Below are 16,127 nucleotides of genomic sequence, written 5' to 3' on the forward strand. Positions count from 1 at the left end.
AACCGCCCGCACCTGGACAGCGCCGCAATGCTGCGGCGCCGTCTACAGAGGTGCGTTGATCGTTACCCTCGGTACGCCTTGATAACCTTTTTTGTCTCCTTGGTGACGAAGGCGATGTCGTCCTCCCAATCATATCCCATCCCCTCGGCGAGTGCGAAAAATCCTGGGCCGGGAGTGGTAGCCCCAAGAGCTTTCCGATGCACGATCACACTGAGCAATACGCCGTGTTCTTCATAGCTGCGCTCGGAGACAGCTCCCAATATCTCACCAATCTTACTACGGTCGGCAGGAACGCTGGTCTTCATGCCCACTTGGGCCATCACGGGCTCGTAAAATACGACGGACACTCCATTTTTCGCCTGCTTAGCCAGATAGCGCATCACAACATCAACCTGGTTCTCGTACGCTTCCTCCAGGTCGACGAGGCTCTTTAGGGCGACAAAGCGGTTCTTGCCGATCTTGATCTCATTTAGCCGCCCGGAGCTAATCATTGCGGTCACGGCTGGGGCGCTCCGCTCCAAATGCTCCGCAACAAGCGGTATGGGAACAATTGCCAACTCTCGGTCTTTGGAGAAGGCCCTGATATAATCGTCTAGGGACGCGAACTGTGGTGCCATCTGCGAATTTCCTTATGTTACGATTTGCATAATAAACAATATCGTCCTTGTTAGAATTGTCAATATGACAATCGCCGCTGACGCCAACGGACTATACGATGAGAGAAGACGAACGCATTTCGATCGTTAGGGAACTTCTGTTTGCATACGTGAAAAGCCCATCCCTGCGCCACATCCGCGACCCATATTCGCTGATCAGATTGGCGCAGGAGATCGTTAGGCGGATCGACCGGGGCAACTCCATCTGGAGGAAGTGGGACGGGCAACGCGAGGTCCTGCTCAAGTCCGCCTTGGGTTGTTGGATACCAGTCGAGGCTCTTCGCGATTTCATCAACGAGATGCCGGGGCCACAGGTTACGACGACGGATGTCAGCCAGCGCCTGAGGGCGTTCGAGGACGACGAATACTTCTCGTACCCAAGAGAGGAGCTTCGCCCTGGATGTCTCGCGATCTACGAGGGGGAAAGGGCCGAGGGTACCGAGTTGCCGGCCATCATCGGCCTTCTCAGAGACCACGTAGAACGGGAAGAGGAGCGCCTTCGGGTAGAGCAGGAGGAACGGCATAAGAGATGGCGTGACGAAGACCGGGTGGCTCGCGAACAGCGGCTCCTGTCAGGCGCTGACTGCAAGTGGACACAGCTCCAGAAATCCCCGCATTGGTATTGCCGCGCCAACGGCAGGACATATCGCCTCTCGCCAACGAAGGACAAAATGTGGAACCTCTACCGCGTTAGTTCAGTCTCGGAGGAAGACGAGGCAGCCGTGATTGGGAAGTACCGAGGGCGTGGCGACGCGACGAAAGTGGTTTCGCAAATGGCATATCAGCCGGAGCCAAGGTGGTAGTTTGGGGGAATGGCAACGGCCTTAAACTCCACCACTTGGTGGTGGAGCAAACCGCGCGCCACCGCTTAGATCGGAGAAGGACGTACATGAGACAGCCAGACTACGACAAGGACGCTCCCTTGAGGCTCGAAACAGCGGCCAAGATCGCGTTCCCGGATGGAACGATGGGTGCGAAGGGCCTCCGAAAAGAACGCGATCAGGGTCGCCTTGCCACAGAGATCATCGCGAACAAGGAATATACCACCTTGGCGGCGATCGAGCGCATGAGAGAACTATGCCGAGTCCAAGCAAAGGCGCTCGCCTCGTCTGGCGAGACGAATACCGGAAGAAAAACGGCTAACTCATGCAGGCCGCCGGCTGGTATATCCAAGTCGAAGAGCGTCGAATTGGCACAGGCTGCGGCCGAAGCGACTTTGGAGCGGCTGAAAAACGCCTCCAAGCCTACTTCGCGAACAAGCACGCCCCGGCTCGCAACCGGACCCGTGATCGCGGGTCGTTCTGGAGCAAAGCCGGACGGTATGTCGACGAAGACGGAAAGCGAACGCCAACTGGACTTGGCAAGGATGCTTGCGCAAAAGCTGAAAAACGGTTCGCCGTATAACTCCCGCAAACGGTAGCTGGAACCTAATGCTCTTGGACGGCGCGCGTGCCCTACCTGCGCCGCTTGCCGTTTTTGGTTGACGTTACCGCCGCAAGCGCGTCAAGCGCGTCCTGGCTGTCCGGCCTCTGTCCCAGCCACATAACTCCCGCGACGATCAAGGCATCAACGTCGCCGTCGCCGCCGATTGCCTTCTCCAAAAGCTGCGCACGCCATTCGTCATCGGACCACTCCGCCCTTTCGAACTCGGCAAATCTCGTGATCGCGTCGGACTCTAGGCGCTCGATGGCCGCGTCGGCCTCGTCGAGGAACACTTGCACGTCCGGCGTGCGAGGCTCGATCTCCAGCATACTGTCGCGGAACGCTACCCACTCTCCCAATGTGGCGGATGAGCCGGGATTTTCAATAAGGCCTCGAAACATGATCAGGCCGCTCCGCCGTGACGTGTTTGAAGCCGCGCCATTTCAAAGCAGACCGCTCGGCTGAAATCGTTCAACTCCCGATCGATCGTGTTGCCGTCGACGCCGGACGCGGCCATGCGGGCGGCCGTCTGACGAACCACGTTCTGCCAGCAGCCTTCGCCTTGTCGCCGCTCTCCAGCCCGCTTGATTAGCTCTTGGGCGGCCCGCCTGACTTTGCCTGCCCGCCGCGCGGCGGGAAATGGGATCACGATCGCGCTCATTCATGCCACTCCTTCGCTGCTGTCTGTAGGTAGAGTTATGAGAGTAATTATAACGTCCGTTTCGGCGACCCCTAAAAACGGAGGTGCGCGGGATGCCTCAAAGCCTTGGCGTCTATGAAGTTGCTGGCCCCGCCGGGGCCTTGGTTCAGCGGATTTTCAACGGTGTATATTTTGCCCCGTTCATGGTGCGAAATTTGCACTGTTAACGGGGCGGATTTTGCACCGTTGGATTTTTCTTCAAGCCAGCCCAAACGATACCATGAACCTCTCGACGATCGGGGGCCGCCCGAAAGCTTGCCCTGCCGCACAACCTGAAGAAATCCGGCTTCGCGAAGCTCTGCTATGAGCTTGGGCGCGGTCCTCTGGCCGCATCCTGTCGCTTCGGCCAGCCACACTTTCGATATCTCCATCGGGTTCGTGCCGTCCGTCTTCCAATACGCCAATTCTAGAGCGAGGTACGCGTGAAGCGCGAGCGGCGACATCGACTTGAAGTGCTTGCGGAAGTCCGCCTCGCTTACTCGGGCGAATAGGCCGTTGATATGGTTCTTACGAGCCATTTACCGCCCCTCCGACGGCCTTCCTAGCAATCCCGGCTATCGTCGAACCGGAAACGCCGTGCATTTTGGCAATGTCGCGAAAGCGCATCACATGCACGAGTTCCTTGCCGATAAATTCGATCTCACGTTGCGCAATCTTTGGCCGCCGGTTTGTTCCGTGCTTCGCCCTATCCTCGGCATTTTCAGCGTGAGTTGCCCATCGAACGTGCCGCTTGTTCACACATGGAGGATTGCCACAGCTATGAGCGACGACATCGTCCGGTGACGGGCGCGGTCCGTGTGCCCGTTCGCACACGATGACATGGCCGTACTCATCATTGCCGAGCCGCGCATACCCGTCGGCATTGCGGCCGAACGGAAACAGGATGCAATCGTCGGTTTCGGTCAGCAAGACACCCTCTATGAACGCCATTGGCACTCCCTTGGGCGCGTTGCGTCTGCGAACCCGGTAGGGGTCGTTGGGGTCGACAAATTTCTTCATCGGTTCATACCTCGGCATCCTCGCTATCGATGTGAATGGCGATCTCGCCGGTGTTCTTCGTCTCGACCTTGTCGGCCATGCCGAGCTTGTTCTTTGCGAGGAATATCGCCATGGCCGGGTTCTTTTCGGCCATGCGTCGCATGGTCCGGCGGAGAGAGACCCGCCCCTCCGCGCGCCCGCGCTCAATGATGTCCGCCACCTCCGGCTCACGCTTCTTGAACTCGCGAAACGTCGAAGCCGCCACGCCCAAGACCGCCGCCATTTCTTCTTCGGTCGCGTCGATCTGCGAAAGAGCCCGAATTGATGCCAAGGTCTTGTCGTCGGCTTCAAGGGCGCGAGGGCGACCTATGACGCCACTTTTCGCCCCCGGCGCCCCTTTGTCGGATTTACCGCCGGAAACTCGATCAGCCATCCGCGCGACCTCCGCCGATTTCCGCCGCCGGAAGCGTCGCGATGTAGCGGTCGACCTCTACGCTCGGAATGCGCGCCAGCTTACCGATCTTGATTGCCCTGATCTGACCCGCGCCAATCAGGCTGTAGAGCGTCGATCGGCCAATGTTTAAAACTCCCGCTGCCTGCGGAATGCTGTAGAGGCGGATGGCAGGGCTGCGGTTCATGGTTTCGTTGTTCATAATTTTCCCCAAACGAAAGCGCGCCGCCCTTCGCCCGAAGGGCAGCGTGCAAAAACAAAAACCCGGCACGGGGCCGGGTGTGGTGGATGAAGGGACGAGCCTCGCCGAAATTCTTAGACCAAGGCACAAACACAAACAGAACCCGGTCAGTCGATCATGCTGGCGTCACGCCGGCCTGAAAACAAAAAAGGCCCGACCGCGTGCGATCGAGCCTTTGAACGGATTTCGTCCCCTGCATTAATCCCATAAACGAGCCGCTAGGGTTCGTCAACCAACAAATGTACAATGCGGTCCATGTATTTCCAGCCCTGTTCCGAGCCGGCCTAAATATAGGCCGCCGTCCGGTCCGGAAAAGACTTTTGGCCTAAGGTCTCCTCGCCAGTAGGACAATGTTGCCGCCTTCATCTGACACCAGCGGCACAACCGCTTTCGCCACCATATCTTCCAGACCGGAGGCAATCCATTTGGCGTAGTGGCGTTCGATCATCTGTACGCTCGTGTCGTGAACGGCGGCAACCAGCCTGATCGGTAGGTTCGCACGGATGCCGCGAACGATGCTCGAATGGCGCAGCGCATAGGGGATGACGCCTGTCAGGCCCGCCTTGGCCGTTAAAGCGATCCATGGCCGGCGCAGGTCGGCAACATTAAGCCACGGGCCACGCCCGGTGCGCTCCCACTTTGCCGGTCCAACCTGCTTGTGCCGCCAACGCTCAAGCAAGGGGGCATCATTCGGACGCCCCGTCGAGGCCGGCAACAGCGCATCAAGTACGTCGCTCCCGACCGGCACGGGCGCTGCACCACTCTTGCTCCCGCGACCCTTGCGAGACACGGGTACCATGACCCGACCGTAGGCCCGCTGTACATCGCCTACCTTCATTCGGACAACCTGCGAAAACCGTGCGCCCGTTGCGGCCAGCAAGACAATGAGCCGGAATAGATCGCCCTCCCATCCCTCTGTTCGGTCGATCTCTCGTGCCGCCCGTAGCAGACGCGTTACGTCGGCATCTGACAGGATTTGGCTCTCACGAGCGCCCGCATCGTCTCCGTCCGGTTCGTCATGTCCGGACGGGGCAGCGAGAGAATGCTTGATTGTTCCCGGTACGGTCGCCGGCAAGCGAGCGCGGTTCGCAACATAGGCGGCATTTAGCGCCGCCCGAAGATCGTTCGCGAGCCGCCGCACGGTTGTCGCTTTCATGTCGGCGGGCAAGCCATCGCGCCATGAGGTCAGATCGCGGTCCTTGAGGGCATGGAGAGCCACCCCGGCGAGCGGCGATGCGGGAATAGCGGCTTGCTTGCCCCGCTTGTCCTGGCCAAGCACATGGCGCGACAGCCGCCGGTTCGCATCGGAACGGCCTTCGCGCCCACTCCGACCCTTTTCCCGCGCATCGCGCCGAGCAACATAGACTTCCACCGCCATCCGGACCGTGACCGTCGGACCCTCCGCTGCAGCCTTCGCGTCAACCCGTGCCTTCTCAACATGCTCACGCGCGGCCCGCTCAGCTTGCAGGAACGTAAGAAGACCCTCCGAGGGCTTGTCGTTGGTATCGTTGGCCGCCCCAATGGGCGCTTGCTTGTAGTTCGCGCCTGCGCCCCAATTTCGCCAGCGGACAAACCACACGCCCGCCCGGATGCCCTTGCGGTAATAAAGATGCGCTTCCGCATCGAGCCGCCGTGCATGCTCTCCAACGGGCAATCGCGACCTTGCCTTCGCTGTCGTGAGTTCGGCCTCTTTCAGAACCTTCGCCATCGTGCCTTTCCGGGAATACGTCGAATATTCGTCGAATATACATCGGCGTACATCGGTGGGCAATGGCGGACGAACGAAACATCAACCCGTTGTAAATGATGGACTTCTGTAAACGGCGGCGGACGTCGGCGTCTGATTTCTTGCGCTCTCTCACGGCGGGAACAGGGGTTCGATTCCCCTTGGGCGTACCAGGCAACGTTCCTGTCGTTGACCTACAGACAATCCTGCAGTTTCGGACCCGTCCCGCATGGGCTCCGCATACCTCGAAAGAGCACGCAAAGCCTGCGAGAGGCCGGGCTTCCCATACCCCGAATCCACCCAATTTAAGTCAAGCCGCGACGCTTGAAAGCACTGCGATCTCTGATACTTGCGGGAGCGGGGATAGCTTTCGCGGCAACGCGGGTTTGGGTCGGGTAGAGTTTGGAATGGCCTCTGTTGGGACGACATGCACGCACTGCCATGGCGGTGGAAAGGTTTTCGACTGCTCGAGATGGCGTGCCTCAAAAGGGTATTGCTGCCCGCACGGGACACATCAAAGCGGTTGCCCGGGAAAGACCATGATATGCGCGCAGTGTGCCGGACTTGGAACGATACCAGAAACCGAGTTCAGGGCCGTCGCGTAGGCCGTCCTATCGCGACAATCATGGACATCGCGGCCATCTATTCCTAGCCTTGCGGGTGGGGACGGCAGGCAGGTTAAGGTTTGGTTTACCAATAGCCTGTCTACTGGGGACAATTCGCTTTCGGCCTGCGACCACGGATGTACTGGCGCAGTTGTCGAGGCGGAAAGGAAAGGTCGGCTCCGTGCCGGCCTTTTTGCTTTTTCGGGCTACATGGCTCGCATCGGCCAGGCGCCAGGGCGGCTTCGCAGTCGGCTTTCTTCGAACAACTTTTTGGCAAGGGATATTGTCATTGCCCATGTCGGCTCTACCATCGATCCCAGCAGTCCGGCGGGTTGCCGGACCGTCGTGACGATGAGGGCTTGCGATGAAACGTGTTGCAAAACTGGCGATTGCGGGTGTGATGTCGGCAGGTGTCGTATGCGCATCTGCCGCAACGCTCAACACTATGGACGATGTCGGGACCGCGATCCAGTCCTGCTGGACACCGCCTGCCGGTGCCGGAGATTCGACTGTAACCCTGAGTTTCAGTTTCAAGCGCGACGGTACTCTGATAGGGCCGCCGCGACCAACCGCCGCCAAGGTGGCTGGCGACGACAAGGCACGTAAGGCGTTCATCGATGCGGCAATAGCGGCGGTGAAGAATTGCACGCCGCTGAGTTTATCGCCGGAGCTGTCGCAAGGGATTGCCGGCAACGTGTTCACGCAGCAATTCGTTTCGCCCAAGCAATAGCGGTAGCGCCCAAAGAACGCCTGCCATGGAGCGGCACGGGTGGTTCGTCGAACCGGAGAACCGGGTCGGGTGTCGTTTTCCCCCGATCGCCGCAGATCAATGGCTCAGGCGCCGTGCTTCGGCATGCCGTGCCAGATCCGGGGTCTCGAAGACGTAGTCGCTCCAGGCCGACTCCGGAATCTGCCCGGCCAGATAGCACTCCAGCAACAGGTTTTGCTCGGGGTTGAGCGGCCGTGGGGCACGCCCGTGATCCAGCCCGAGGGAGTGAAAAAGGCTTCTTGTCAGCTCCGATACGGTGAAATGCATCGACATCCCGCGTTCTCCTTTGCGCCTCAACGCAGCAGCACGGGCAAAGGTTTCAGCGCCGGACACCGGTAACGCCTGATTGATCGCAGGCTCGACGCATCGGCCTGCGACGGCCGCCCAGCTCCAGTCGATCGAGGCCGGCCAGCGGACGGTGCGTGTGGTCGGCCCCGCCTTTTTCCCGGCTGAATGACCCACGAGTGTTCTCGTGGGAACGGCCGTCTTCGGAACAGGGGCCGCTTCCTGGCGTTGTGGTCGATATCAGGCAGGGAGAAGCGCCATGGCCACGTTCAGGGAAATGCGGGTACTGGAGATCGTCGAAGACGGCTCCCTGACTACCGACCAGAAGATCGCCGAATTGCGCAAGATCGAGTCCGAGGCGCGCGGGCTGCAACGGGCGGCGTCGGAGAGCCCGATGGGCGACGATGACGGCTGGCAGGACGATCTGCGCCAGGTTCGGCTTGCTCTCGACAAGCTCGGCGCCAAGGAACCGAGGAAGGGCGCGGCAACGCTATAGAGCCGAACCGTTCCAAAGCACGCCGCGTCGAAGCGGATTCAGGCGCCGCGCTTTAGGTCTTTGTTTTTATGCATTAGTCGCAAACCATGCGAACTCTTTGGCCGGGAGCGCTTACGTTCCTGCATGCCAATTGTTTTTCGGGGCCCGATGACGGAGGAGAGGGCGTTGTCGCCCTGGTCTGAGACCGTCTGTGAGGCGCAGGCTTAACGACCCTGCGCTCGTTAAACCGCCCAGGAGGCTGGGGTGGACCCGGAAAGGCGCTGTTGTCGACCTGCGGCTGGTAGTCGACATTGGGCGGCGGCCGGTCCCAGATTCGCCTGGCGTCGAGCGGCCGCGGAATAACCACCGTGCCGTCATAGCTGCGAGAGCAGCCGCCGCCGAAAAGCAGCGCCACGCCCAGCAAGAAAGGCCCTATCCGTCCGTACATTAGCAACACCCCTGTGCATGCTTATAGCGCGGCCTTGCTCCGCGCCACAACCGGACGGAATAACGCAGCAGGAACAGGCCGGTTGCGCCGTTAAGGTTAGCGGATCGTTAATGCTTCTGCGGCACATTCCGCCGACGGACCGCGGAGGGAGGGTTCGGCCTTGATTTTCGGGGTGGGGACAGCATGGCGGAATCGGACGAAGCAATCGGCGTGCGCGGCAAGCGCAAGCCCGGCAAGGCAGCCGCGCCTGGCGGCGATGGGCCATTCGGCGTCGACATGGATTGCGCCGACGCGCTGCGCCAACTCGTCGAAGCGGGCTCGGACTGGATTTGGGAAACCGACGCGGAATTGCGCTTTTCCTGGCTTTCCCAAGATTACCAGGCGGCAACCGGTATCGATCCGGCAATGGTGCTTGGCCGGTTCCGCTTCGATTTTCTCAACCAGGTCCTGAAGGGCAACCGCGGTGCGGCGGCGCATCTGGAGGATTTGCAGGCGCACCGGCCGTTCCGCGACTTCGTCTACGAACTGAAGGGGGGCCGCCCCGACTGCAGCTGGGTGCTGACGTCAGGCTTCCCGCGTTTCGACAGCGAAGGAAAATTCGTCGGCTATCGCGGCCTGGGCCGCAACGTCACCGCGCTGGCCAGCGCCTTCGAGGCCATGCAGCCGGCGGCTGGCGGCGATGCCGTCCAGCATCTCGCCGATCTCGAGCGGACGATGGATGCCATGCATATGGGCGTCGTGCTTCTGGACGCCAGGCTCGATACGCTCATCGTCAACAAGGCCTACCGCGATCTCTCCAGGATTCCGGACGGGGCCGTGACGGTAGGCGCGCCGTTCAGCCTGCTGATGGAACTCAATCGCCGCAACGGCATCTATGGCGACATCGACGAAGAGCAATGGCAGCGCTACCTCGCCACGCGCATCGAAGAGATCAAGGCCGGCACCGTCGCACCTCGGGAGTTTGCCCACACCGACGGGCGCACCATGATGTTCTCCGTCACGGCTCTGTCGGGAGGCAAACGCCTGCTGACCTACTATGAGGTCACCGAGGTCAAGCGGCGGGACGCCGAAATCGAGAATGCCAACGCCAAGATAGCCGAGACTTTCGCCAATCTCCGCACCATGGTCGATCAGATGCCGATCGGTGTTCTTGTCCTCGATGCCGACATGCGTGCCGAGGTCATCAACCGCGCCTTTTACGATTTCTGGCAGATCGACGCCCGGCGCGCCGAGACCGGCTGCAGCTTCCTCGATCTGATGGAAGCCAGCCGCGACATCGACCCGTATGGTTCGGACGACGCGACATGGCACCGGCATGTCGCCGAACGCGAGGCTGAAATCAGAGCCGGCACAGCTGGAGCGAGGCAGTTCCCGCGCAATGACGGCAGGACGCTGATCTCGTCGATGGCGCCGCTGGCCGGCGGCAAGCGGTTCATTTCCTATGTCGATGTCACCGACATGAAGGATCGCGAGGCCGAACTTGCCGAAGCGCTGGAAAAGGCGCGGCTGGCGGAAGCAGTAATCAACGGGGTCAAGGATCCGATCTTCGTCAAGGACGACAATCTGCGCTTCGTCTTCGTCAACGAGGCCTTCGCGGCGCTGTTGAAGCAGGCGCCGCAGGCCATGCTTGGCAGGCCGGGAAGCGATTTCCTCGGGCCGGACGAGGTCGCGCTGTTCGAAAGCAGCGAACGCGAGGTGCTGGCCGGCGGACAGCAATACGAAGTGGAAGAAAGCTTCGAAGCCGGCGGTGCCAGCCGTTCGCGTATCGTCAGGAAGAACCGCGTCCGCATGGCAAGCGGCCGCGACTATGTCGCCGGCTTTCTGTTCGACATCTCCGACATGAAGCGGCGCGAGACCGAAGCCGAAGATGCGCGCAAGCATCTCGCCAGCGTGCTGGAATCGCTGCCGGCGGGGGTCATCATCTACGACCGCGACGACAAGTTCGTCTTCGCCAACCACAGGCTGCAGGATACGTTGCCGGCGCTGAAGCCCTTCTGGCAGCCCGGCCGCACCTTCCGCGAAGCGCTGGAGTTCGGGCATTCGGTGGGTTATTTCCGTTCGAGTGGCGATCCTGGGATCGACAGCCTGTACGAAGGCGATTCCGAACGCTGGCTTGACGGCATCCTGGCGCGTTACCGTCTGCCGAATTCCTCCTATGAGCGCCTCAATGCCGATGGCCGCTGGTACCAGGTCTACGACATGCGCACAGGCGACGGCACGTTCATCGGGGTGCGCGTCGACATCACCGACCTCAAGAGCCGCGAGGCGGCGCTTCATGATTCGATGCGCCAGATCGATCTCTTCCGCCATGTCATGGACGAGTTGCCGGTAGCCGCCTTCATCAAGGCGCAGGACCTGAGCATCGAATTCGTCAACAAGGCCTGGTGCGCGCTGACCGGTCTCGCCAAGGACGACGTCATCGGCCGGACCGACCGTCAGCTGTTCAGCGGCGAGGAAGCAGAGGGCTTCAGCCAGGACGATACCGATGTCGTGACGAATGGCAATGTGCGCGAGGTCGAGGAGCCCGTCACTCATCGTGACGGAACGGTGCGGCAGTTGATGACGCGCAAGAGCCGCCTGGTGGCCACGGACGGATCGGTGCATCTGGTCGGATCCAGCACCGACATCACCGACGTCAAGGCGCGCGAGCAAGCTCTGGAAGAAAGCATGCGCGAGAACGAGGTGTTCCGCAGCCTGATCGACAACGTGCCGGTGTCGATCTACGCCAAGCGCTCCGATCTCAGGCAATTCTATGTCAACAAGGGCTGGTGCGATCTCACCGGCTTCAGCAAGCAGGAGGCGATCGGCAAGACCGACGTCGAGATCTTCGGGCCGGATGGCGAGGCCTTCGTGGCCAGCGATCTCGCCGTGCTGCGTACAGGCGAAACCCAGGAGATCGAGGAGACGGTGCGCCTTCCAGACGGCAGCGTCAGGCATCAGTTCGCCCGCAAGGGCGCAATGATCGCCTCCGACGGTTCGCTCTACCTGATCGGTTCGACCACCGATATCACGGAACTCAAGCAGCGCGAGGCGGAGCTCAGCGAGGCGCGCCGGCGCGCCGTGCTCGCCGACCGCGCCAAGTCGGAGTTCCTCGCCAATATGAGCCACGAGATCCGCACGCCGATGAACGGCGTACTGGGCATGGCTGAACTCCTGGCCAAATCCAATCTCGATCCGAAGCAGAAGACATTCACCGACATCATCGTCAAATCGGGCAACGCGCTCTTGACCATCATCAACGACATCCTGGATTTCTCCAAGATCGATGCCGGCCAGCTGGTGCTCGACCCGGCGCCCTTCAATCTCGCCGAGGCGATCGAGGACGTGGCGACGCTGGTGTCGACACGGGCCAAGGAAAAGGATCTCGAGCTCATCGTGCGCATCGAGCCGCGGCTCGAAAGCCTGTTCATCGGCGATGTCGGCCGCATCCGGCAAATCGTCACCAACCTGCTCGGCAATGCGGTGAAGTTCACCGATGAAGGCCACGTGCTGGTCGACGTGACCGGCGAACGGGTTCCGACGGGAACCAGGCTGACGATCTCGGTCACCGACACCGGCATAGGCATCCCCGAGGAAAAACTGAAACTGGTGTTCGAGAAATTCAGCCAGGTCGATACGTCCTCGACAAGGCGCCACGAGGGCACCGGGCTTGGCCTTGCCATCACCTCGCGGTTGGTCGACCTGATGGGCGGCGACATTGGCGTCGAGAGCGCCGAAGGCAAGGGGTCAACCTTCTGGTTCACCGTAACGTTGCCAGGGGCCGGGCAGCAGAGCGGGCAGCGCATCACGCCGGTGGACGTGACGGGCGCACGCGTGCTGATCGTCGACGACAACGCCGTCAACCGCGCCATCCTGACCGAGCAGATGACCTCGTGGACGTTCGATTCCTGCGCGGCCGAAAGCGGCGCCGAAGGTCTCAAGGTGCTGATCGCCGCGGCAGCTTATGGCGTGGCGGTCGACTGCGTCGTGCTCGACTACCAGATGCCTGAGATGAGCGGCGCCGAAATGGCGCGTATCGTGCGCAACACCGAGGGCCTCGCGGACACGCCGATCATCATGCTGACATCGGTCGACCAGTCGCTTGCCAACACCAGCTACCGCGATCTTGGCATCGACGCCCAGCTGATCAAGCCGGCGCGCTCCTCGGTGCTCCTGGAAACACTGGTCGCGACCATCCAGCGCCATCGCCACGCCACCAGCGGCCACGCCGTTCAACCGCTCGCGGGCGAGGCGTCAGAGGCTTCCCGGCCGCCGCCCCTGGCGCCATCCGAGCAGCGCGCGCAGTTGCAGCCGCCACAGGTTCGCCCCAGGTTGCCCGCGACGGCCGGCGGGCACAGGCTGGATATCCTGGTGGCCGAGGACAATGAGGTGAACCAGATGGTGTTCACGCAAATCCTCGGCGAGACCGGCTATGGTTTCGAGATCGTCGGCAATGGCCGCAAGGCGCTCGACGCCTTCGGTACGCTCAATCCGTGCATGATCCTGATGGATGTCTCGATGCCGGAGATGAGCGGTCTCGAAGCGACGGCCGCGATCCGCCTGCTGGAGCAGGAGACCGGCACGCATGTGCCGATCGTCGGCGTCACCGCGCATGCGCTCAAGGGCGACCGCGAGCGCTGCCTGGAGGCGGGCATGGACGACTATCTGCCCAAGCCGATCAGCCCCAGGGCCCTGCTCGAGAAGGTAGAGCGCTGGGTCGGCGCCGGCCGTCAGGTCCACCGCAACGCGGGATAGAGCCCGCGTCGCCTGAATTGCGGGATCCGGCGAGGCAATCAGGGAATCAGCGGGAGATTCGCTGCTACCGCTGCGTGCAATGACTATGGTGCGATCGCGCCATATCAAAGGCGGCGTCCAGCCGGAACAATAGCGAAATCGAATTCCGCTCTTCTCAGTTACGGGCGGGAGCAGCGACCGCCTGCAAGAAACAGTGTCACTCTACCCCAACGGACCTGTTTTTGGCGATGGCCCGGCCATGACACGCTCTGGCTGCGAGCAACGCGCTCCCGTCCGGATTTTCTTCATTTGGGAAAAGCCTGGTCGAGTCCGTGGTGATTCCAGCCGTCGGACGGCTCAAGCCCCTGATTCCGGCGGCAAACTCGGACCGCGCCGCGAGCGCCCGAGATCAGCGTCTTTCGCGTTGCCGGCAACGCGTTACCGGGCTGACATGAAACTGTCATGCGACTGTTATAATCGAAGGCTATTGGCCTCAGCGGCGCCGGCAAGAAGTGGCGCCGAGAGACCATCTTCCGAACAGGAGCAGGCCACATGAGACATTTCATCCGCTCGGCGGCCGTTGCGATTGCAATGGCTGCGGCGTCCACCCTCACCCTTTCCGCAGCAATGGCAGCTGACCTTTCCGGCGCCGGCTCGACCTTCATCTATCCGGTGTTCGCCAAATGGGCCGACACCTACAAGAAGGACACCGGCATCGGCCTCAACTATCAGTCGATCGGTTCGGGCGGCGGTATCAAGCAGGTCATCGCCAAGACCGTGACCTTCGGCGCCACCGACAAGCCGATGTCCGACGCCGATCTGGAAAAGAACGGCCTCGTGCAGTTCCCGATGGTGATGGGCGGCATCGTGCCGATCGTCAACCTCACGGGCATCAAGCCGGGCGAACTCGTCCTCGACGGCAAGACGCTGGCCCAGATCTATCTCGGCGCGATCACCACCTGGGACGATGCCGCGATCAAGGCCCTGAACCCGGACCTTAAGCTGCCGTCGACCGCTATCGCCGTCGTTCATCGTTCGGACGGCTCGGGCACGACCTTCAACTTCACTGACTACCTCGTGAAGCTCTCGCCCGACTGGAAGGACAAGGTCGGCTCGGATACGGCCGTCGAATGGCCGACCGGCGTCGGCGCCAAGGGCAGCGAAGGCGTTGCCAACACCGTCAAGCAGACCGACGGCGGCATCGGCTATGTCGAATATGCCTATGCCAAGCAGAACAATCTCTCCTACTCCAAGATGCTGAACGCCGCCGGCAAGGTCGTCGAGCCGTCGCTCGAATCCTTCGGCGCGGCTGCTTCGAACGCCGACTTCAAGGGCGCCAAGAACTTCAACGTCATCATCACCAACGAGCCGGGCGACGCCACCTGGCCGATCGCTGCCTCGACCTGGGTGCTGATCCACAAGACCCCGGACGATGCCGCGGCCACCGGCGAAGCGCTCAAGTTCTTTGCCTGGGCCTACAAGGACGGCAAGGAAACCGCCAAGGCGCTCGACTATGTGTCGATCCCCGATAGCGTCGTCGACCTGATCAAGGCTTCGTGGAAGGCCGACATCAAGGCCGACGGCAAGCCCGTCTACGCCGGCGAGTAATATCTTTCTGGAGGAGCGCCGCCCCGCGGCGCTCCTTTTCAATCAACACAAAGAGCCGAGCTTGACATGAGCGCTGCCCACGAAGCCTTGCCAGCCATTCGAGGTTCACGCGACGCCACCGTCAGACGGTTCGCGTTGACCGATTCGATCTTCCATGGGCTGACCCGCGCCGCCGCCATTCTCGTGCTGGTGCTGCTCGGGGGCGTCGCCGTCTCGCTGTTCGCCGGTTCCTGGCAGGCACTGTCGACCTTCGGCTTCTCCTTTCTGACCACCGAGAGCTGGAATCCCGTCACCGAGAAATTCGGCGCCCTGGCGCCGATCTATGGCACCATCATCACTTCGGCCATCGCCATCCTGATCGCTGTGCCGCTCGGCATCGGCATCGCCATTTTTCTTACCGAGCTTTGCCCGCGTCCGCTTCGGCGCCCGATCGGCATGGCGGTGGAACTGCTGGCCGGCATTCCTTCGATCATCTACGGTATCTGGGGCCTGTTCGTGCTGGCACCGTTCCTGCAGACGACAGTGCAACCTTTCATCATCAACGTGTTCCACGGCATTCCCGGCCTTAACAGCCTGTTCGCCGGGCCTCCTTATGGCATCGGCCTGCTGACCTCGGCGATGATCCTGGCCATCATGATCCTGCCTTTCATCACCTCGATCACCAAGGATGTGTTCGACACGGTGCCGCCGGTGCTGAAGGAGTCCGCCTACGGCATTGGCTGCACGACCTGGGAGGTAACACGCCGGGTCGTCGTCCCCTACACCCGCATCGGCATCATGGGCGGCGTCATGCTTGCGCTCGGCCGTGCACTCGGTGAAACCATGGCGGTCACCTTCGTCATCGGCAACGCCCACCGGATCAGCGCCTCGCTGTTCGCGCCGGCAACGACGATCTCGGCAACCATCGCCAACGAATTCACCGAAGCCGTCGGCGATCTCTACACCTCCTCGTTGGTGGCGCTCGGTCTGATCCTGTTCGTCATCACCTTCCTCATCCTTGCCATCGCCCGCTACATGCTGATGCGCATCGATGCCCGTACCGGAGTCTGA

General features: G+C 61.4%; 16 protein-coding genes. 7 read left to right on the forward strand and 9 right to left on the reverse strand.

Translation table 11 applies throughout. From position 1 onward, the window contains the following. Positions 1–62 precede the first annotated feature (62 nt). Entirely contained in the window at positions 63–617 is a 555-nt protein-coding gene (locus FJ950_RS10360) for a hypothetical protein (RefSeq protein WP_140616718.1), read from the reverse strand. 98 nt (positions 618–715) lie between these two features. On the opposite strand from FJ950_RS10360, the gene FJ950_RS10365 reads away from it, so the two are divergent. After that, on the forward strand, positions 716–1,459 hold the full coding sequence (locus tag FJ950_RS10365; protein WP_140616719.1) for a hypothetical protein: 744 nt from the start codon (positions 716–718) through the stop codon (positions 1,457–1,459). Between the two features lie 86 nt (positions 1,460–1,545). Continuing rightward, the gene (locus FJ950_RS10370) at positions 1,546–2,076 is read left to right on the forward strand and encodes a hypothetical protein (protein WP_140616720.1); all 531 of its coding nucleotides are present in this window, start codon (positions 1,546–1,548) and stop codon (positions 2,074–2,076) included. Between the two features lie 34 nt (positions 2,077–2,110). On the opposite strand, the gene FJ950_RS10375 is transcribed toward FJ950_RS10370, so the two are convergent. The 7 genes from FJ950_RS10375 to FJ950_RS10405 form a co-directional block, all read right to left on the reverse strand. After that, positions 2,111–2,407, reverse strand: a complete 297-nt coding sequence (locus FJ950_RS10375) for a hypothetical protein (RefSeq protein WP_140616721.1) — start codon at positions 2,405–2,407, stop codon at positions 2,111–2,113. A 74-nt stretch (positions 2,408–2,481) separates the two neighbouring features. Beyond that, entirely contained in the window at positions 2,482–2,739 is a 258-nt protein-coding gene (locus tag FJ950_RS10380; protein ID WP_140616722.1) for a DUF6074 family protein, read from the reverse strand. A gap of 71 nt (positions 2,740–2,810) precedes the next feature. Continuing rightward, positions 2,811–3,296 carry a hypothetical protein gene (locus tag FJ950_RS10385; protein ID WP_140616723.1) on the reverse strand — a complete coding sequence of 162 codons (486 nt, stop codon included), beginning with the start codon at positions 3,294–3,296 and terminating at the stop codon, positions 2,811–2,813. Next, on the reverse strand, positions 3,286–3,777 hold the full coding sequence (locus FJ950_RS10390; protein WP_181171152.1) for an HNH endonuclease: 492 nt from the start codon (positions 3,775–3,777) through the stop codon (positions 3,286–3,288). The genes FJ950_RS10385 and FJ950_RS10390 overlap by 11 nt, the downstream gene beginning before the upstream one ends. Before the next feature lie 4 nt (positions 3,778–3,781). After that, entirely contained in the window at positions 3,782–4,189 is a 408-nt protein-coding gene (locus FJ950_RS10395) for a hypothetical protein (RefSeq protein WP_140616725.1), read from the reverse strand. Next, a complete protein-coding gene (locus tag FJ950_RS10400) occupies positions 4,182–4,409 on the reverse strand; it encodes a helix-turn-helix domain-containing protein (protein WP_210242353.1) in 228 nt (75 codons plus the stop codon). The genes FJ950_RS10395 and FJ950_RS10400 overlap by 8 nt, the downstream gene beginning before the upstream one ends. Before the next feature lie 364 nt (positions 4,410–4,773). Beyond that, on the reverse strand, positions 4,774–6,156 hold the full coding sequence (locus FJ950_RS10405) for a tyrosine-type recombinase/integrase (protein ID WP_140616726.1): 1,383 nt from the start codon (positions 6,154–6,156) through the stop codon (positions 4,774–4,776). A gap of 987 nt (positions 6,157–7,143) precedes the next feature. Here FJ950_RS10405 and FJ950_RS10410 point away from each other — a divergent pair. Then, positions 7,144–7,509 (forward strand): hypothetical protein, encoded by a 366-nt coding sequence (locus FJ950_RS10410; protein ID WP_015315379.1) that lies wholly within the window; start codon positions 7,144–7,146, stop codon positions 7,507–7,509. 96 nt (positions 7,510–7,605) lie between these two features. On the opposite strand, the gene FJ950_RS10415 is transcribed toward FJ950_RS10410, so the two are convergent. Beyond that, positions 7,606–7,821, reverse strand: a complete 216-nt coding sequence (locus tag FJ950_RS10415; protein WP_140616727.1) for a hypothetical protein — start codon at positions 7,819–7,821, stop codon at positions 7,606–7,608. Between the two features lie 271 nt (positions 7,822–8,092). On the opposite strand from FJ950_RS10415, the gene FJ950_RS10420 reads away from it, so the two are divergent. The 4 genes from FJ950_RS10420 to pstC all read left to right on the forward strand — a co-directional run bounded on the left by FJ950_RS10420 (position 8,093) and on the right by pstC (position 16,127). Then, positions 8,093–8,329, forward strand: coding sequence for a hypothetical protein (locus tag FJ950_RS10420; protein ID WP_015315381.1), 237 nt, complete (start codon positions 8,093–8,095; stop codon positions 8,327–8,329). 610 nt (positions 8,330–8,939) lie between these two features. Beyond that, positions 8,940–13,490 (forward strand): PAS domain-containing protein, encoded by a 4,551-nt coding sequence (locus tag FJ950_RS10430; protein ID WP_181171154.1) that lies wholly within the window; start codon positions 8,940–8,942, stop codon positions 13,488–13,490. 531 nt (positions 13,491–14,021) lie between these two features. Beyond that, positions 14,022–15,077 carry a phosphate ABC transporter substrate-binding protein PstS gene (gene pstS, locus FJ950_RS10435; protein ID WP_015315383.1) on the forward strand — a complete coding sequence of 352 codons (1,056 nt, stop codon included), beginning with the start codon at positions 14,022–14,024 and terminating at the stop codon, positions 15,075–15,077. 66 nt (positions 15,078–15,143) lie between these two features. Next, complete coding sequence (pstC, locus tag FJ950_RS10440; protein WP_140616728.1) at positions 15,144–16,127, forward strand: phosphate ABC transporter permease subunit PstC; 984 nt, start codon at positions 15,144–15,146, stop codon at positions 16,125–16,127.

It is taken from the genome of Mesorhizobium sp. B2-3-14, assembly GCF_006442175.1.
GTDB lineage: Bacteria > Pseudomonadota > Alphaproteobacteria > Rhizobiales > Rhizobiaceae > Mesorhizobium > Mesorhizobium australicum.